General features: G+C 69.8%; 15 protein-coding genes. 3 read left to right on the top strand and 12 right to left on the bottom strand.

The genetic code is table 11. The features are described from left to right. Window positions 1–25 precede the first annotated feature (25 nt). Together ACZ6ZQ_RS29180 and ACZ6ZQ_RS29175 are read right to left on the bottom strand one after the other, a co-directional pair. Window positions 26–301: a hypothetical protein gene (locus ACZ6ZQ_RS29180; RefSeq protein ID WP_469771498.1), complete on the bottom strand. Its 276-nt coding sequence runs from the start codon at window positions 299–301 to the stop codon at window positions 26–28. 114 nt (window positions 302–415) lie between these two features. After that, entirely contained in the window at window positions 416–1,270 is an 855-nt protein-coding gene (locus ACZ6ZQ_RS29175; RefSeq protein ID WP_469771497.1) for a DUF4429 domain-containing protein, read from the bottom strand. A gap of 262 nt (window positions 1,271–1,532) precedes the next feature. On the opposite strand from ACZ6ZQ_RS29175, the gene ACZ6ZQ_RS29170 reads away from it, so the two are divergent. Continuing rightward, window positions 1,533–3,140: a beta-N-acetylhexosaminidase gene (locus ACZ6ZQ_RS29170; protein ID WP_469771496.1), complete on the top strand. Its 1,608-nt coding sequence runs from the start codon at window positions 1,533–1,535 to the stop codon at window positions 3,138–3,140. 99 nt (window positions 3,141–3,239) lie between these two features. Here ACZ6ZQ_RS29170 and ACZ6ZQ_RS29165 read toward each other — a convergent pair whose 3' ends face one another. From ACZ6ZQ_RS29165 to ACZ6ZQ_RS29120, 10 genes are all read right to left on the bottom strand, one after another. Then, on the bottom strand, window positions 3,240–5,018 hold the full coding sequence (locus ACZ6ZQ_RS29165; protein ID WP_469771495.1) for an IucA/IucC family protein: 1,779 nt from the start codon (window positions 5,016–5,018) through the stop codon (window positions 3,240–3,242). Next, window positions 5,015–5,578 carry a GNAT family N-acetyltransferase gene (locus tag ACZ6ZQ_RS29160; protein WP_469771494.1) on the bottom strand — a complete coding sequence of 188 codons (564 nt, stop codon included), beginning with the start codon at window positions 5,576–5,578 and terminating at the stop codon, window positions 5,015–5,017. The genes ACZ6ZQ_RS29165 and ACZ6ZQ_RS29160 overlap by 4 nt, the downstream gene beginning before the upstream one ends. Continuing rightward, window positions 5,575–6,855 (bottom strand): lysine N(6)-hydroxylase/L-ornithine N(5)-oxygenase family protein, encoded by a 1,281-nt coding sequence (locus tag ACZ6ZQ_RS29155; RefSeq protein WP_469771493.1) that lies wholly within the window; start codon window positions 6,853–6,855, stop codon window positions 5,575–5,577. Before ACZ6ZQ_RS29155 ends, ACZ6ZQ_RS29160 begins: the two co-directional genes overlap by 4 nt. Next, window positions 6,839–8,281 (bottom strand): pyridoxal phosphate-dependent decarboxylase family protein, encoded by a 1,443-nt coding sequence (locus ACZ6ZQ_RS29150; protein ID WP_469771492.1) that lies wholly within the window; start codon window positions 8,279–8,281, stop codon window positions 6,839–6,841. The genes ACZ6ZQ_RS29155 and ACZ6ZQ_RS29150 overlap by 17 nt, the downstream gene beginning before the upstream one ends. A 207-nt stretch (window positions 8,282–8,488) precedes the next feature. After that, window positions 8,489–9,337, bottom strand: a complete 849-nt coding sequence (locus ACZ6ZQ_RS29145; protein ID WP_469771491.1) for a siderophore-interacting protein — start codon at window positions 9,335–9,337, stop codon at window positions 8,489–8,491. A gap of 2 nt (window positions 9,338–9,339) precedes the next feature. Continuing rightward, window positions 9,340–10,380: an ABC transporter substrate-binding protein gene (locus tag ACZ6ZQ_RS29140; protein ID WP_469771490.1), complete on the bottom strand. Its 1,041-nt coding sequence runs from the start codon at window positions 10,378–10,380 to the stop codon at window positions 9,340–9,342. A 112-nt stretch (window positions 10,381–10,492) separates the two neighbouring features. Continuing rightward, window positions 10,493–11,659, bottom strand: coding sequence for an acyl-CoA dehydrogenase family protein (locus ACZ6ZQ_RS29135; RefSeq protein ID WP_469771489.1), 1,167 nt, complete (start codon window positions 11,657–11,659; stop codon window positions 10,493–10,495). A 2-nt stretch (window positions 11,660–11,661) separates the two neighbouring features. Continuing rightward, window positions 11,662–12,615 carry a hydroxymethylglutaryl-CoA lyase gene (locus tag ACZ6ZQ_RS29130; protein ID WP_469771488.1) on the bottom strand — a complete coding sequence of 318 codons (954 nt, stop codon included), beginning with the start codon at window positions 12,613–12,615 and terminating at the stop codon, window positions 11,662–11,664. Next, the gene (locus tag ACZ6ZQ_RS29125) at window positions 12,608–14,701 is read right to left on the bottom strand and encodes an acetyl/propionyl/methylcrotonyl-CoA carboxylase subunit alpha (RefSeq protein ID WP_469771487.1); all 2,094 of its coding nucleotides are present in this window, start codon (window positions 14,699–14,701) and stop codon (window positions 12,608–12,610) included. Before ACZ6ZQ_RS29125 ends, ACZ6ZQ_RS29130 begins: the two co-directional genes overlap by 8 nt. 7 nt (window positions 14,702–14,708) lie before the next feature. Next, window positions 14,709–16,325, bottom strand: coding sequence for a carboxyl transferase domain-containing protein (locus tag ACZ6ZQ_RS29120; protein ID WP_469771486.1), 1,617 nt, complete (start codon window positions 16,323–16,325; stop codon window positions 14,709–14,711). An 86-nt stretch (window positions 16,326–16,411) separates the two neighbouring features. On the opposite strand from ACZ6ZQ_RS29120, the gene ACZ6ZQ_RS29115 reads away from it, so the two are divergent. Together ACZ6ZQ_RS29115 and ACZ6ZQ_RS29110 are read left to right on the top strand one after the other, a co-directional pair. Continuing rightward, window positions 16,412–17,005, top strand: coding sequence for an SACE_7040 family transcriptional regulator (locus tag ACZ6ZQ_RS29115; RefSeq protein ID WP_469771485.1), 594 nt, complete (start codon window positions 16,412–16,414; stop codon window positions 17,003–17,005). 98 nt (window positions 17,006–17,103) lie between these two features. Continuing rightward, window positions 17,104–17,892, top strand: coding sequence for a phosphatase (locus tag ACZ6ZQ_RS29110; RefSeq protein WP_469771484.1), 789 nt, complete (start codon window positions 17,104–17,106; stop codon window positions 17,890–17,892). Window positions 17,893–18,302 lie beyond the last annotated feature (410 nt).

Genomic DNA, 18,302 nt, shown 5'->3' with positions numbered 1-18,302 from the left:
CCTCCGAAGACGTTCAGGTGTGTGCTCAGCCATAGACGATGCGACGCAGCTGCCGGAGCGAGAGCTCGGGCGGCGCCACGGCGCGGTGTGGCAGCTCGGCTGCGATCCGCTCGAAGATCTCCGTGTTCACGGCTCCGCCGGCCTGTAGCTCGCGGTGGCGGCGGCGGACGAATTCCTCGGTCGTCTCGTCGAAGAACGCCAGCACATCGAGTACCACCCGGGCTGCCTCACCGCGCTGGAGCGCGGTGCTGCGCACCAGGTGGTCGACGAGGTCGTCGTGCGACGAGCGGCGTTCGAGCACCCGTAGATACTGAGGGCTTCCCCGGGCCTTGCGCAAGAATCCTGCCCGAATTCGGGCAGGAACCTGCGTGATCATGCTTACAGTGGGGATTTACGCCCTCATTACAGGCGACCGTCACATGCGACTGAGGACGGCCTGCTTGGCCGTGGAGAACTCCTCGTCGGTCAGTATCCCGGCCTGGTGCAGCTCGCCCAGCTCGCGCAGTCGCCGCAGCAGCACATCATGATCGTCGACCGGGGGTGCGGCGGAGGGTGCGGCGTCCTCCGGGGCGTACGGATGCGGCATCCGTGCCGCCACGGCCGCCGCGACCAGTGCCATCAGCGGGTCCTTGCGGAAGCCCCACAGCTCCACGGCGTGCGGATCGTACTTCGGGGCAGGCGGCGAGCCGATCTTGGACACCCGGAACCGGAGGTAGCCGTTCTCCAGACCGGCCGAGGGCAGCCACTCCACCGCCTCGACATCGTCGAGGTGCAGGACGCGGGCGCCGCCGGAGGACTTGGACTCCTCCGTCTTCCAGTTCCACTCCAGCCGGATCCGCTCGCCGTCGAAGGTGACGGTGCCGTCGCCCGCGCCCACGGTGATCGGCAGGGCGGGACCGGGGAGCAGATACGCGCTCGCCGGGCCCTTCTCGATCTGCTCCAGCAGCAGCGCGTTGCGCACCTCGTCGACGAGATACTCGGCCACACCGGCGCGGTCGTTCGACACCGTCAGCTGGTACGGGTCGGAGCCGTCCTCGAGTGTGCCCTGGGTGATCTGGAGCAGCGGATCGGCGCCCTCGCGCAGCCGTAGCTTCAGCCGTCCGGACTTCTTGCCGGGCGCGAAGGAGATCCCGGCCAACGCGCCGATCGGTACGGCGATTTCACCGAGGGTCCGGCGCAGCAGACCCACGCCTTTGTCGTGGCCTGGCACGATGCGCAGCATGTCCCCGTCGAAGGTCCAAGTCCCGTCCTTCTGGATGATTTCCGCCATGAAAGTGATTGTCGCATCGGGACTGCCTGGGGTCCGGGGGTTGTCTGCCAGCGAGTTGCAGCCGGCGTGACGGTGATCGTCGGACAGGGACTGCCGGGGGTGTCGGTGCTGTCCTTCGGGGCGGTGGAGGGGTGGCTACGCCGGCCGGTCCTCGACGGGAAGTGGTCTACACCTTGACCACATCTGGGGCGCACGGTACGCATGGTGACCGTTCGGTTGCTCAGCACCACAGTTGTGACCCCCCTCGGAAGGGACCCAGCTTGTGAGACAGCGCAGAACGTTCCCCCGTCTCCTCGGCTCGCTGCTGCTCGTCGCGGCGGCCGGTATCGCCGGCGTCGGGGCCGCGCCCGCCCCCGGCGCCGCCCCGGCCGCCCCCCGGCCGCTCGGCGAGGTCGTCCCCGCGCCCGCGTCCGTACGCCCGGCCGGCACGCCGTACGCCCTCACCCCCGCGACCCCGATCCGGGTCGACGACGACTCGCACGAGGCGCGGCGCATCGGCGCGTATCTCGCCGCCGTGCTGCGCCCCTCCACCGGCTATCCGCTGCCCGTCACCGACGACGACGGACACGGCGGCATCCGGCTCGCGCTCGGGGCGCGCGACAAGGGCCTCGGAGAGGAGGGCTACCGGCTGGAGTCCGGCCGCGGCGGCGTCACCATCACCGCCCACAAGCCCGCAGGGCTCTTCCGCGGTGTTCAGACACTCCGTCAGCTGCTGCCCGCCTCGGTCGAGAAGGGCTCCCGCCAGGCAGGCCCCTGGCAGATCCCCGGTGGCACCATCACCGACTCCCCGCGCTTCGGCCACCGCGGCGCGATGCTCGACGTCTCCCGGCATTTCTTCACCGTCGACCAGGTCAAGCGCTACATCGACCAGCTCGCCCTCTACAAGATCAACAAGCTGCATCTGCATCTTTCCGACGACCAGGGCTGGCGGATCGCCGTCGACTCCTGGCCGCGACTCGCGACGTACGGCGGCTCCACGCAGGTCGGCGGCGGTCCCGGCGGGTACTACACCAAGGCCCAGTACAAGGAGATCCTGGCCTACGCCGCCTCCCGCTATCTGGAGGTGATCCCGGAGATCGACATGCCGGGCCACACCAACGCCGCCCTCGCCTCCTACGCCGAGCTGAACTGCGACGGTGTCGCCCCGCCGCTCTACACGGGTACGAACGTCGGCTTCAGCTCGCTGTGCGTGCCCAAGGCCGTGACGTACGACTTCGTGGACGACGTCGTACGCGAACTGGCCGCGCTCACCCCCGGCAAGTACCTCCACATCGGCGGCGACGAGGCCCACTCCACCAGCCACGCCGACTATGTGGCGTTCATGGACAAGGCACAGGCGGCCGTCGCCAAGTACGGCAAGACGGTCGTCGGATGGCACCAGCTGACCGGTGCGACTCCGGCCGAGGGTGCCGTCGCCCAGTACTGGGGCCTGGACGGCACCAGTGCCGCCGAGAAGGCGCAGGTCGCCAAGGCCGCGCAGAACGGCACCAAGCTGATCCTGTCGCCCGCCGACCGCATCTACCTTGACATGAAGTACAACAAGGACACCCCGCTGGGCCTCGCCTGGGCCGGCTACGTCGAGGTGCAGCGCTCCTACGACTGGGACCCGGGCGCGTATCTGCCCGGCGCTCCCGCGTCGGCCATCGCCGGAGTCGAGGCGCCGCTCTGGTCGGAGACCATCTCCACCAGCGACCACATCGAGTACATGGCTTTCCCGAGGCTGCCCGGTGTCGCGGAGCTCGGCTGGTCCCCGGCGTCCACGCACGACTGGGACGCGTACAAGGTGCGGCTCGCGGCGCAGGGGCCGCGGATGTCGGCGCTGGGCATCGACTACTACCGCTCGCCGCAGGTGCCCTGGCCCGCCGAGTAGCCGCGCGCGGACAAGGAAGCGGGCGCCCTCCGACCCGCGGCGCAGCCGCTGTCGACTGCCGCGTACTCGGAGGGCGCCCGCCCGTCCGTGCCCCGAGGCCTACCTGAACCGCGCGATCGGGTTCTCCAGGTCGCCCACCAGCTGGAGCGCGCCCGACGGGTCCGCGAGATCCACCATCTGCTTGTTGTTGCGCAGCTGCAGCCGGTTGAGGCAGGACAGCGCGAACTCCTCGGCGAACATGTCGTACTGGGCGAACTTGTCGGCCAGATGCGGCATCGACTCCTGGTACGCGATGACGCATTCGGCGACCGTCCGCCAGAACGCGTCCTCGTCCAGCACGCCCTCCGTCACCAGCGTGGCGCTGAGGAAGCGGAAGAAGCAGTCGAAGACATCGGTGAAGACCGACAGCAGCTTCATGTCCTCGGGGACCTCGGCACGGACCCGCTCCACGGCCGGCGGAAGGACCGCGTCGGGGTCCATCACACAGATCTCCTCGGCGAGGTCCTTGAAGATCGCGCGCTTCACCGCGCCGTCCTCGATGACGAGGATGACGTTCTCGCCGTGCGGCATGTACGCGAGGTCGTACGCGTAGAAGGAGTGCAGTACCGGCACCAGGTAGGCGTCCAGGTAGCGGCGCAGCCACACCTCGGGGGCCAGCCCCGACTCCGTGATCAACGCGCCCGTGAAGGACTTCCCGGAGCGGTCGGTGTGCAGCAGCGAGGCCATCGTGGCCAGCCGCTCACCGCCTTCCAGCGTGGCCACCGGGCTCTCGCGCCAGAGCGCGGCCAGCATCTTCCGGTAGGGGGAGTAGCGGTCCGTGGCGGCCTCGTACTCGAGGTGCCGGTAGCCGACCGCCGCGCGCTCCCGGATGATCGAGAAGCGCGCTGCCTTCAGCACGTCGTCGCTCGCGATCAGCGCGGCCAGCCAGTCGTTGATGGCCGGCGTCGCCTCCATGTACGCGGCGGACAGGCCGCGCATGAAGCCCATGTTGATGACGGACATCGCCGTCTTCACATAGTGCTTGGCCGGGTCGCTGGTGTTGAAGAAGGTACGGATCGACTGCTGGGCCAGATACTCGTCGTCGCCCTCGCCGAGCGGCACCAGACGGTGCTGGGCGATCTCGGCGGCGAAGGTGACGGAGAGCTTGTTCCACCACTGCCAGGGGTGGACCGGCATCAGCAGATAGTCGTCCGGGTCCAGGCCGAGCCCGCTCAGCCGGGCGTCGAAGCGGCCGAGCGTCCCCTCGCCCAGCTCGGCCCGCAGCAGGTTCTCGTAGCCGAGGTCCGTGCAGGAGGTGAAACTCGCGCGGGAGCGGTGCGCGGCGACCCACAGCAGCCGGACCGGGGCCGCGGCCTCGGGGGCGTACCGGTGGTACTCGTGCACGCCGAAGCCCAGCCGTCCGTTGTTGGCGACGAAGCAGGGGTGCCCCTCGGTCATCCCCGTCTCGATCGCCTGGAACCCGGCGCCGGCCAGCGTGGCGGCGGACACCTCGGGCTTGGTGAGCTTGTAGGCCGTACCGGACAGGGTGGAGGAGATCTCCTCCAGATAGACCGGAAGGATGTCGTCGGACAGACCCAGTGCACCGCGCAGTTCGGTGAAGAACTCCAGGGCGTCCAGCGGGAGTTCTGCCCCGTCGCGGTGGCGGGAGACGGAGTCCGCGGCGACCTGCCAGTGGTCGAGGGCCAGTCGGCCGGCCGTGAAGCGGTACTCGGTCCTGCCGTCGTCGCTCAGTACCGAGTAGCGGTCGTCTCCGAGCGCGCGAGGCGTGAGCAGCCGCTCATGGGAGAACTCGGCGAGGCCCTTGCGGATCAGCTGCCGGTTGGCCTCGGCCCACAGCTCGGGGGTGAGGTGGGAGACGCTGTCGATCGGGGCGCTCACCGGGACACCCCCTCGGCACCCACGGCCGCCTCGAACTGCTCACGCGTGCAGAAGCTCAGCAGGGCCTTCTTCTCGGGCTTCTCTATCTCGCGCTCGGGTATGAAGCCGACCGCCTCGTTGAGCGCGTGGACGGCCTTGTTCGCCACGTCCGGCTCGACGACGACGCGCTCGGTCGCCGGGTCCGCGAACAGTTCCCGCATCACCGCGGTGATCACGGCACGCGTGAAGCCGTGGACGGGAGTGTCGGTCGGGGCGACCAGGAAGTGCATGCCGACATCCCCCGGCTGCGGCTCGTACAGGCCGACCAGCTCGACGTACGCCGGGTCGTACCGTTCCATGAGGAAGGCGGGCTCGCCGTCGTGGAGACCGATGAACGCGTCGTGGTGCTCGGCGGCCGCGATCGCCATGTACTCGCGCTCGACGTCGTGGAGTTTGGCGTTCTGCATCATCCAGAAGGCCGCTTTGGGGTGGGTGACCCAGCCGTGCAGAAGCTCGGCGTCTGCGATCGGGTCGAGGGGACGGACGGTGAGCGTCCCGAGGACGGAGGCGGTGGTGCTCATACGGCGAACTCCTGGAACGCGATGGTCTTCTCTACGGGGTAGTACTCGCTGCCGAGCAGCTCACCGATGATGTACGCGTTGCGGTACGCGCCCATGCCCAGGTCGGGCGAGGTGATGGAGTGCGTGTGCACCCCGGCGTTCTGCAGGAAGATGCCGTGCCCGGTGATGTCGATGGCGTAGTTGCGGCCGACGTCGAAGCGGCCCTGACCGTCCCAGCGGATACGGTCGCGCACGGGCTCCAGGAACTCGGGGGTGACGTACTTGTAGCCGGTGGCCAGGATCAGGCCCTCGGTCTCGATCTCGAAGTCCTTCTCCTGCTCCTCCTGGCGCAGCCCCAGGGTGTACGTGCCGTTCTTGTACGAAGCGGTGTGGAGCGCGGTGTTGGTGAGCAGCCGGGTCGGGACCGGGCCGCCGAGGTTCTTCTGGTAGAGCAGATCGAAGATCTCGTTGATGAGGTCTCCGTCGATGCCCTTGAAGAGGTTCTTCTGCTGCGACTCCAGCCGGTAGCGGGTGGCCTCCGGCAGCGCGTGGAAGTAGTCGACGTACTCCGGAGAGGTCATCTCCAGGGTCAGCTTGGTGTACTCCAGCGGGAAGAACCGCGGGGAGCGGGTGACCCAGTTGAGCCGGTAACCATGTACATCGATTTCGCCGAGGAGATCGTAATAGATCTCCGCGGCGCTCTGCCCGCTGCCGACCAGGGTGATGGACTTCTTCCGCTGCAGCTCCTCCTTGGACTGGAGGTAGCGCGAATTGTGGACGAAGTCGCCGTCGAGGCCCTGGCAGGCGTCCGGGACGTACGGCGGGGTGCCGGTGCCCAGGACGAGCCGGCGGCCGCGGTAGGCCGTGCCGTCGGTGGTGTGGACGGAGTACAGCTCGCTTCCGGCGTCGTACGCGACCTTCGTCACCGTCGTGTTGAAGCGGATGCTGCTCAGTTTGGCGGCGGCCCAGCGGCAGTAGTCGTTGTACTCGGTCCGCAGCGGATAGAAGTTCTCGCGGATGTAGAACGAGTAGAGCCGGCCCTTCTCCTTCAGATAGTTGAGGAAGGAGTAGGGGGAGGTCGGGTCGGCGAGGGTGACCAGGTCCGACATGAACGGTGTCTGGAGATGGGCGCCGTCGAGGAACATCCCCGAGTGCCATTCGAAGTCCGGCTTGGACTCCAGGAAGACGCCGTTCAGTTCGTCGATGGGCTCGGTCAGGCAGGCGAGGCCGAGGTTGAACGGGCCGAGTCCGATACCGATGAAATCGTGGATGTCACGGTGCTCAGGAGGCGTGGACAAGGTTCTCTCCAAGGTACTGCTCGGCGTGGCCGGCTATCAGATCGAGGACGGCGGCGATGTCCCGCACGGTCGTCTCGGGGTTCAGCAGGGTGAATTTCAGGTACTGGCGGCCGTCGACCTTGGTCCCGGCGACCACGGCCTCGCCGGAGGCGAACAGGGCTTTGCGGGCGTGGAGGTTGGCGCGGTCGATCTCGGCCGGGGGGGTCACGTGCTCCGGGATGTAGCGGAAGACCAGCGTGGACAGCCGGGGCTCGACGACGACGTCGTAGCGCGGGTCGCCGGCCAGCAGCTGCCAGCCCTCTTCGGCGAGGTCGCAGACCTCGTCGAAGAGCTGACCGACGCCGTCGGCGCCCATGACCCGCAGGGTCATCCACAGCTTGAGGGCATCGAAGCGGCGGGTGGTCTGGAGGGACTTGTCGACCTGGTTGGGGATCCTCTCCTCGACCGTGCGACGCGGGTTGAGGTAGTCCGCGTGGTACGTCGCGTGGCGCAGCGTCGCCCCGTCCCGGACCAGTACGGCCGACGAACTCACCGGCTGGAAGAAGGACTTGTGGTAGTCGACGGTGACGGAGTCGGCGCGCTCGATGCCGTCCAGGAGGTGGCGCCGGGTGGGCGATGCGAGCAGTCCGCAGCCGTACGCGGCGTCCACATGCATCCAGGCGCCGTACAGCGTGCACAGGTCGGCGATCTCGGGGAGCGGGTCGATGGAGCCGAAGTCGGTGGTGCCGGCGGTGGCGACGACCGCCATCGGGACCAGCCCGTCCCGCCGGCACTTCTCCAGCTCGGTGGCGAGGGCGACCGTCTGCATGCGCTTGTCCCGGTCAGTGGGGATCGACACGACGGCATCGCGGCCGAGACCGAGCAGCGTCGCGGACTTCTGGACGCTGAAGTGGCTGCACTCGGAGGAGAAGATGCGCAGTTTCGACAGGTCGTCCGTCTTGGCCTCTTCGCGGGCCAGCAGCATCGACTGCAGGTTGGACTGCGTACCACCGCTGGTGAACACGCCGTCGGCGGCGGGTCCGAGGCCGATCCGGCCGGCGGTCCAGTCGATGAGACGGCGCTCGATGAGCGTGCCGCCCGCGCTCTGGTCCCAGGTGTCCAGGGAGGAGTTGACCGCGGAGAGGACCGCCTCGCCCACGACGGCGGGGATGACGACCGGGCAGTTGAGGTGGCCCAGGTAGCGGGGGTGGTGGAAGTAGACCGCGTCGCGCAGATAGACCTGCTCCAGCTCGTCGAGTGCGGCGGAGGCGTCACCGAGGGGCCGGTCGAGATCGACGGCGGCGATCGTGGGAGCGAGTTCGTCGGGGGTCACTCCAGTGAACGGCTGCCGGGTCGTGGCGAGTTTGTTCGCCACCCGCTCGACTCCTTCGGTCACGGAGCGCCGGTAACGCTCCGCCGTTGTGTCATTGAGCAGGTGCGAGCGCATGGGGGGTCCTCCCGGTACGGGGACGTGTCGCCCCCCGGGGAGAGGGGCGAGGGGACGACGTCGAACTAAGGTTAGCCTAACCTAAGTTTCACGCCATGCCGACCCATCGCGCCCTACGGGACACGGGAATTGGGTCACACTTCGTGCGTGGCGATGCGCTGCCGCGACAGGACCCCGCGGCTGTGCGGCCATGCCGGCACGCGGGGGTCACGCGTCGTCGTCAGGGGTCTCGCGCAGGGCGTCCTCGCTGAGGCCCTTGCGCCAGTAGCCGACGAACGTGACGCGGTGGCGGTCGAGTTCACGCTCGCCCACCAGATGGCGCCGCAGCGCCTTGACCGAGCCGGACTCGCCCGCGATCCAGGCGTACGGAGCCGAGCCGGTGAACTCGGCGGCGCGCACGGCTTCGACGGCGCAGGGTGCATCCTCGTCCCGCACCAGCCAGGTGACGCGGGCGTCGGCGGTGGTGGCCGGCTCCAGCCGGTCCTCGGCGTGCGGGACTTCGAGCCAGGCCTGCGCGCGGACACCGGCGGGCAGCGACTCCAGAATTGCCGAAGCGGCCGGCAGTGCCGTCTCGTCGGCCCAGATCAGCACCGAGTCGGCGTCGTCGGGCAGCCGGAAGCGTACGGCCGTGTTGTCAGCCACCGCGGGGCCGAGGACCGTCACGCGGTCACCGGCGGAAGCTTTCTGCGCCCAGCGGCAGGCGGGGCCGCCGTCCGGGTGGACGGCGAAGTCGATGTCGATCTCGCCGTGCTCACCGGCCTCGCGGCGCTGTTCCCGCACCGTGTACGAGCGCATCACGGCCCGTACGTCATCGGGCAGCGCCCGCCAGGCGCCGAGCGTGGCGTACATGTCCCCGTCGTCGGACAGCGGGACGACCGGGGCGTCCTGGCCGGGGTGCGGCAGGAAGAGCGAGAGGGACTGGTCGCGGCCTCCGGACTCGAGATCCGCGAGGGCTTCTCCACCGAAGGTGACACGCACCAGCGACGGGCCGAGCCGCCGCGTCCGTACGACCTGCAGGGGGAAGAAACGGAACGGGGCGGCTACGGCGGTCGTCATGGTCAGGCGACCTTCTTCGCGTTCTCGATGGCCTTCGCCAGGTCATCGAGGATCGGCGTGCACTTCTCGTACGAGTAGATCGGCTCGGTGACGCGCGGGATGACCTGGCCGGCCTTGACGGCGGGCAGCTGTGCCCAGGTCGGCTTGGACTTCAGGGCGTCGGGCTGAATGGCCGAGGCGCGGTTGTCCATCATGATGATGTCGGCCTTGTACTTGTCGACGTTCTCCCAGCTGAGGCCCTCGAACCAGCCGCCGGCGTCGAGCTTGGTGGGCGTCACCAGGTTGACGCCGAGCTCCTTGAAGTAGAGCGTGTCGGTCGGCCGGACCGGGGTGGAGACATAGAACAGGTCGGCGCTCGCGGAGCCGATGAGCACCTTGATCTCCGGCTTGGCCTTCGCGGCGGCGCGCAGCCGGGCGGCGGCCTTCTCGAAGGCGGCCTTGGCGTCGGTGACCTTCTTGGTCCTGACGTCGGCACCGAGGGACTCGGCCAGGTCGACGTGGCGCTGGAGCACCTTGGGCATCGAGTAGTCGGAGGCCCACAGGGCGACGCTCGGGGCCAGCTTGAGGATCTTGTCCTTGGACTGGTCCGGCACGTACCAGAGGGCGTTCTTCTCCCACATGTCGGTGATCAGCACGTCGGGCGCGAGCGCCGCGTACTGCTCGACGTTGAACTCGCCCCAGACATTGCCGAGGACCTTGACCTTGTTGATGTCGAGGTCGCCCGCCTGGACGTCCGGGGTCTTCGTGCCCTTCGACTTGTCCTCGACGTACGTCGGGCCGAAGACGCCCTTCACCTCGATGCCGAAGTCGTGGAGCGCGGCCGCCGTGCCGGTGAACGCGACGATGTTCTTCGGGGCGGACTTCGTCTTGGCCGTCTGGCCGCGGTCGTCCTTGAACTCCCAGGGGCCGGACTTCTTCGCGTCGGTGGCCGAGTCGCTCTTGTTCTCCGTGCCGCAGGCGGTGAGTGCGACGCCGAGCCCGAGGGCGCCGCCCGCGGCGAGCAGACCGCGACGGGTGAGGTGGGAAGCGCGGGCATTGGGCATGAGGGTTTCGCTTTCGATGCGTGCCGGGGGGCGGCCTCTGGGCAAGTTCGGAAGATAGGTTAGCCTAACCTCAGATCTTGTCCAGAGGGGCCCCGGCTACGCGACCCAAGCGTTACGCGGACAGGCCCAACTCCCGGGCGATCAGCATGCGCTGGACCTCGCTCGTGCCCTCGCCGATCTCCAGGATCTTGGAGTCCCGCCACATCCTGGCGACGGGGTACTCGTTCATGAAGCCGTAGCCGCCGTGGATCTGGGTGGCCTCGCGCGCGTTGTCGACGGCGACCGTCGAGGAGTACAGCTTCGCCAGCGCCGCCTCCTTCTTGAACGGCTCGCCGTGGACGAGGCGGGACGCCGCGTCCCGCCAGCCGATACGGGCCATGTGCGCCCGCATCTCCATGTCCGCGATCTTGAACTGGATGGCCTGGTTGTCGGCGATCGGGCGGCCGAAGGCGTGCCGCTCCTTCGCGTACTTCACGGACTCGTCGACACAGCCCTGGGCGAGGCCCGTCGCGAGCGCGGCGATGGCGATCCGGCCCTCGTCGAGGATGCGCAGGAACTGCGCGTACCCGCGGCCCTCCTCGCCGAGCAGATTCGTCAACGGGACACGGACGTCGGAGAAGGACAGCTCGCGCGTGTCCGACGCGTTCCACCCCACCTTGGAGTAGGGCGCGGCGACCGTGAAGCCGGGAGTGCCGGACGGGACGATGATCGAGGAGATGAGCGGCTTGCCATCGGGCGTGCGGCCGGTGACGGCGGTGACCGTGACCAGGCCGGTGATGTCCGTACCGGAGTTGGTGATGAAGCACTTGGAGCCGTTGATCACCCACTCGCCCGTCGCCTCGTCGCGCACGGCGGTGGTCTTCGTGCCGCCCGCGTCCGAACCGGCGTCCGGCTCGGTCAGCCCGAAGGCGCCGAGGACCTCACCGGAACACAACCGGGGCAGCCACTCGCGCTTCTGCTCCTCCGTGCCGAAGCGGTGGACGGGCATGGCGCCGAGCGAGACCCCGGCCTCCAGGGTGATCGCGACGGACGAGTCGACGCGGGCCAGCTCCTCCAGGGCGATACCGAGCGCGAGATAGTCGCCGCCCATCCCGCCGTACTCCTCGGGGAAGGGCAGCCCGAACAGGCCCATCCGGCCCATCTCGCGGACGATCTCGTAAGGGAACTCGTGCCGCTCGTAGAAGTCGCCGATCTTCGGGGCGACGACGTCGTGGGCGAACTCCTCGACGGTGCGGCGGAGTTCCTCGTGCTCGGGGGCGAGGCGGTGGTCGAGCGACATGACTAGGACTCCTTGTGGGAGGCCGTGCCGGCGAGGGCACGAACGGTGCGGGAAGGGCTGGGACGGCCCAGCCGCTCGGCCAGCCATACGCTGGTGGCGATGAGCCGGTCGAGATCGACTCCGGTGTCGATACCGAGGCCGTGGAGCATCCACACGAGGTCTTCGGTGGCGAGATTTCCGGTGGCGCTCTTCGCGTACGGGCAGCCGCCGAGGCCGCCGGCCGAGGCGTCGACGGTCGTGACGCCGTGCTCCAGCGCCGCGAAGGTGTTCGCCAGCGCCTGGCCGTAGGTGTCGTGGAAGTGCACCCCGATGGCGCTGGTGGGCACCCCCTCCTCGTTCAGCTGGGCGAGCAGGGCGAGGACATGGCCGGGGGTGGCGACGCCGATCGTGTCGCCGAGGCTGAGCTCGTCACAGCCCAGGTCCATCAGCTGCTTCGCGACGCGGACGACCTGGTGGACGGGGACCTTGCCCTCCCACGGATCGCCGAAGCACATCGAGAGATAGCCGCGGACATGGATCTTGTCCGCCCTGGCGCGGGCGACGACCGGCTCGAACATGGCGAGCGACTCGCCGATCGTGCGGTTGAGATTGCGGGCGGCGAAGGTCTCGGTCGCCGAGCCGAAGACGGCGATACGGCGGGCGCCGAGGGCGATGGCCCGGTCGAGCCCGCGCTCGTTCGGTACGAGGACGGGCAGGGCGACGCCCTGGATGTCGGCGACCCGGGGGAACAGGTCCTCGGCGTCGGCCAGTTGGGGCACCCACTTGGGATGGACGAAGCTGGTCGCCTCGATGGTCGTCAGCCCGGCGTCGGCGAGGCGGTGGATGAACTCCGCCTTCACGTCGGTGGGGATGACGTCCTTCTCGTTCTGCAGCCCGTCCCGGGGCCCCACTTCATGGATCCGCACCCGCGGCGGAAGGTCCGCGACGGGCACCTCCATCGGCAGTCCGTCAGTCATCGCTCGCCTCCTGGCTCTCCGCGTGCGGGGTGACGACGGCCAGGACCTGGTCCATGGCGACGGTCGTCCCCGGGATGACGTCCAGCTCGGTGACGGTGCCGGCGTGCGGGGCGGAGATGACGTGCTCCATCTTCATCGCCTCGACGACGAGCAGGCTCTGGCCGGCATCGACCTCGTCCCCGACGGCCACCTTGACGACGGTGACGGTCCCGGGCATGGGTGCGGCGAGTGTGTCCGCGCCCTGCCGCGAGGCGCCGCGCAGGCTTTCGGTCACGGGGTCGTGGTCCTGGACGTGCCAGGAGTCGCCGTCCCGGCCGAGCCAGGTCCCTCCGCGGGTGGTGGCGTAGGTGAAGGTGTGCGTGACGCCGTCGAGTTCGACGGTGACGGTGGTGCCCTCTTGCGTGAGCGCAGCCCGTGTGTCCGTCTGCGAACTCCCCCGGACCTTCTCCACCAGAGCTTCGCCTGGGGGTACCCCCAGGGAGGCGCCGCCGACGGGCTTGAAAGGCGCGTCGCCCACGGCGCTTTCGGCCTGCTGGGCCGTACCGCGAACGCGGACGGCGACCGGGTCGTGGCCGGGCACGCGGAAATGGTGCACCGTAGGGGCCGGTTCGCCGCCGAGCCGCCAGCCGCTCGGGACCGAGAACGGGTCGACCCAGCCGCCCGGGCCGGCGGACGGGGACGGCTGCCGCAGCAGCGCTGCCGCCTCGTAGACCTCGTTCGGGACCCCGTCCGGGACCAGCCCGTCCACCTCCCGCTCCACCAGCCCCGTGTCCAGGTCGCCGGACACGACCGCCGGGTGGGCCAGCAGACGGCGCAGGAAGCCCGCGTTCGTCGGGACGCCCAGGGTGACCGTGTCCGCGAGAGCCGCGCGCAGCTTGCGCAGGGCGGTCGCGCGGTCGGGGCCGTACGCGATGACCTTCGACAGCATCGGGTCGTACAGGCTGGAGACCTCGGTGCCCTGGCTGAGGCCCGAGTCCGTGCGGATGCCGTCGCCCTGGGGTTCGTGGAGGGCGAGGACCGTGCCGCCGGAGGGCAGGAAACCGCGGGAAGGGTCTTCGGCGCAGATACGGGCCTCGATGGCGTGGCCGGTGAGCGCGATGTCGTCCTGCGTGAACGGCAGCCGCTCACCCGCCGCGACGCGGAGCTGCCACTCCACCAGGTCCAGGCCCGTGATCAGCTCGGTGACCGGGTGCTCGACCTGGAGGCGCGTGTTCATCTCCATGAAGTAGTACGCGGAAGGGTCGCCGCCCGGGACGATGAACTCCACCGTGCCCGCGCCCCGGTAGCCGCAGGAGCGGGCCGCCTGTACCGCCGCCTCGCCCATCGCCGCCCGGGTCTTCTCGTCGAGCAGGACGGACGGAGCCTCTTCGATGATCTTCTGGTGGCGGCGCTGCAGCGAGCACTCGCGCTCGCCGAGGTGCACCACATTGCCGTGCCCGTCCGCGAGGACCTGGATCTCGATGTGCCGCGGGCGGTCGATCCAGCGCTCCACGAGCAGCGTGTCGTCGCCGAACGACGCCCGCGCCTCGCGCCTGGCCGCCGCGATCTCGTCCAGCAGGGCCGACTCCACGCGGGTGAGCCGCATGCCCTTGCCGCCGCCGCCGGCGGAGGGCTTCAGCAGCACCGGCATACCGATCTCGCGAGCGGCTTCGGCCAGTTGATCATCGGTCAGGCCGGATCCCGACGAACCCGGGACGACCGGAACGCCGGCCAGCCGCACGGTCTCCTTCGCGCGGATCTTGTCGCCCATCAGGGAGATCGCCTCGGCCGGCGGCCCGATGAAGACCAGGCCCGCGTCCGCGCACTCCTGCGCGAACCGGGTGTTCTCCGCGAGGAAGCCGTAGCCCGGGTGGACCGCCTGCGCCCCGCTGCGCCTTGCCGCGTCCAGCAGGCGCTCGACGGACAGATAGCTCTCGGCGGCAGGCGGCGGGCCCAGCCGCACCGCCGTGTCCGCCTCCCGGACGTGCCGGGCGTCGGCGTCCGCGTCACTGAAGACGGCGACCGAGCGGATCCCCATGGTCCGGAGCGTGCGGATGACGCGGACCGCGATCTCGCCGCGGTTGGCGACCAGAACAGTGTCAAACATCAGTCCCTCACATCCGGAAGACGCCGAAGCCGGGCTCACCCAGCGGGGCATTGGCACACGCGGTCAGGGCCAGACCCAGCACCTGGCGCGTCTCCAGCGGGTCGATCACTCCGTCGTCCCACAGTCGGGCCGTCGCGTAGTACGCGCTGCCCTGCTGCTCGTACTGGGCGCGGATCGGGGCCTTGAAGGCCTCTTCCTCGTCGGCCGGCCACTCCTCGCCGCGGCCCTCGATCTGGTCGCGCTTGACGGTCGCGAGCACCGAGGCGGCCTGCTCGCCGCCCATGACCGAGATCTTGGCGTTGGGCCACATCCACAGGAAGCGCGGTGAATAGGCCCGGCCGCACATCGAGTAGTTGCCCGCGCCGTACGAACCGCCGACGACGACCGTCAGCTTCGGCACGCGCGTGCACGCCACAGCCGTGACCATCTTGGCGCCGTGCTTGGCGATGCCGCCCGCCTCGTAGTCCTTGCCGACCATGAAGCCCGAGATGTTCTGCAGGAACAGCAGCGGGATGCCGCGCTGGTCGCACAGCTCGATGAAGTGCGCGCCCTTCTGGGCGGATTCGGAGAACAGGATGCCGTTGTTGGCGACGATCCCGACCGGATGGCCGTGGATCCGGGCGAAGCCGGTGACGAGCGTCTGCCCGAACTCCGACTTGAACTCGGCGAACCGCGAACCGTCCGTGATGCGGGCGATGACCTCCCGCACGTCGTAGGGCGTACGTGAATCCACCGGCACCGCCCCGTACAGCCCGTACGGATCGACCTTCGGCTCCTCGGCGGGCTCCACCGACCAGGGGAGCGGGCCGCGCTCCGGCAGTGTCGCGACGATGTTGCGGACGATGCGCAGGGCGTGGGCGTCGTCCTCGGCCAGGTGGTCGGTGACGCCGGAGACCCGGGAGTGGACCTCGCCGCCGCCGAGCTCCTCGGCCGTGACCACCTCGCCGGTCGCGGCCTTCACCAGCGGCGGGCCACCCAGGAAGATCGTCCCCTGGTTCCGCACGATCACGGCCTCGTCGCTCATCGCCGGGACGTACGCCCCGCCGGCCGTGCAGGAGCCGAGCACCGCCGCGATCTGCGGGATGCGGGCGCCGGAGAGCCGCGCCTGGTTGTAGAAGATCCGGCCGAAGTGGTCGCGGTCCGGGAAGACCTCGTCCTGCATCGGCAGGAAGGCGCCGCCGGAGTCGACCAGATAGACGCACGGCAGCCTGTTCTCCAGCGCGACTTCCTGGGCGCGGAGGTGCTTCTTCACCGTCATCGGGTAATACGTGCCGCCCTTGACCGTGGCGTCGTTGGCGACGATCACGACCTCGCGGCCGCTGACCCGGCCGATGCCGGCGATCACCCCGGCGGCCGGGGCCTGCCCGCCGTACATCCCCTCGGCGGCGAGCGGCGCCAGCTCCAGGAAGGGCGAGCCCGGGTCCAGGAGGGTGTCCACCCGCTCGCGCGGCAGCAGTTTCCCGCGCGCGGTGTGCCGGGCGCGGGCCTTCTCGCCGCCGCCCAGCCGGGCCGCGCCGAGCTTCGCGCGCAACGTGTCGGCCAGGGCGCGGTGTGCCGCCTCATTGGCCTGCCAAGCGGCGGAGGCGGGGTCTGCCGCGCTCGCCAGCACAGGTGCCTGCTGCATCCGGCAGGGCTCCCTTCGTGTTAATGAGCGTTAACCCATTTCCTTCAGGTTAACGAGCGCTAACTGCCTTGTCTAGAATCAGTGGCATGAGCACCCGGACCGACTCCCTGACCCGTCGCGAGCAGATCCTCAGGGAAGCCGCCCGCCTCTTCGCCGAGCGCGGCTTCCACGGAGTCGGCGTGGACGAGATAGGCGCCGCTGTCGGAATCAGCGGCCCCGGGCTGTACCGCCACTTCGCGGGCAAGGACGCGATGCTCGCCGAGCTGCTGGTCGGTATCTCCGGCCGGCTGCTGGACGGCGGCAGGCGCCGCGTCGCCGAGGCGGACGGCGTCCCGGAGCAGGTTCTGTCCTCGCTGATCGACGGGCACATCGACTTCGCCCTCGACGACCGCCCGCTGATCACGCTCCACGACCGGGAGCTGGACCGGCTGCGCGACAGCGACCGCAAGCTGGTGCGACAGCTGCAGCGGCAGTACGTCGAGCTGTGGGTGGACGTGGTCCGCACGCTGCATCCGGAGGTCCCCGAGGGCCAGGTGCGGGCGGCCGTGCACGCGGTGTTCGGCCTGCTCAACTCCACCCCGCACCTCGGCTCGTACGGGAACGGCCTGCCCGGCCGTGCCTCGATGGAGGCGCTGCTGCGCAAGCTGGCCCACGGGGCGTTCGCGTCGCTGTCCGGGTGAAGCGGGCGCCCCGGGGCGGGGCGAGGCGGCGGGCGGCAGCGGCGTCCGGGCTTTGGGACGCCCGGCACGCTCCGCACACCTGACGGCACAATGGGCGCATGCCGATACCGAACCGTGCCGCCCTCGTCGACCACCTCGTCCGCACACGTATCGCCGGAGATGTCGCCACACCCCGCGACAACAACCTCTCCCACTACCGCAAGCTCGCCAACGGAGACCGCCACTACTGGCTGGGCCTGGAGCTCGGCGACCGCTGGACCGACGAGCAGGACGTGCTGGCCGTCATGGCCGAGCGCTGCGGTGTCAACGACGATCCGCAGTACCGGTTCGGACAGGACACCATCGACCCCGAGCTGACCGTCGACGCCCTGGACCGGATGGCGGCGCGGCTGAAGGAGGCGGCCGCCGCGCAGCAGTCGGTGCTGTTCGCGACCGGTCACCCGGGCGGGCTGCTGGATGTGCACCGGCAGACCGCGGACGCGCTCAGATCCGCCGGCTGCGAGATCGTCCGGATCCCCTCCGGGCTCACCGCGGACGAGGGCATGGTCTTCCAGTTCGCCGATGTCGCCATGCTGGAGCGTGGTGCGACGCTGTGGCACACCCATTCGCCGGAACCGATGGCAGCGATTCTGGACGCGCTGGCGGGCGCGGGGCGGCCCCAGCCGGATCTCGTGGTCGCCGACCACGGCTGGGCGGGCTGCGCCGGGCAGCGCGGGATCGACGCCGTGGGCTATGCCGACTGCAACGACCCGGCGCTGTTCATCGCCGAGGCGGAAGGCACCCTTCAGGTGACGGTCCCGTTGGACGACCATGTCACGGACCCGCGTTTCTACGATCCGCTGACGGCGTACTTGCTGGACACGGCAGGACTCAGCTCCCCCGAGTGACCCATGGGGGACGTCACTCGGAGGGGCTCAGGCCTGCCGAACAGGCAGGCTCGCTGCTGACGGCCGTCCGCACGTCGGTCGGACCGCCCTCCCCCTCGGTCCGACCACCCCCGCCCCTCCGCCGGGAACGGCGACGGCAACGTCGCCGACGACGGACGGTCCTGGTGACCTGCACGGTTCCACCGACGCGCCACACCGCCCGGGCACAGGCGACGCCTCGCCCGGGCGGCGGTCCAGGCCGCGTCGCAGGCCGACTCATCGGCGTGCGACGGCTCCTCCTCGGCCGGTGGCGCCACACACTTCGCGGGCGCGCCCAGCAGCCCGTGCAGCGAGGTCCCGGGAGTTTGGTCGAGCCCCGGGGATCCCGTCGGGCGCTGTTGCGTCCTAGGATCTGCATCCAGGCTCGCAGC

This window comes from Streptomyces sp. NPDC053673 (genome assembly GCF_055585225.1).
The sequence above is the reverse complement of the archived record's forward strand: the minus strand, read 5'-3'. Positions and strand labels throughout refer to the sequence as shown.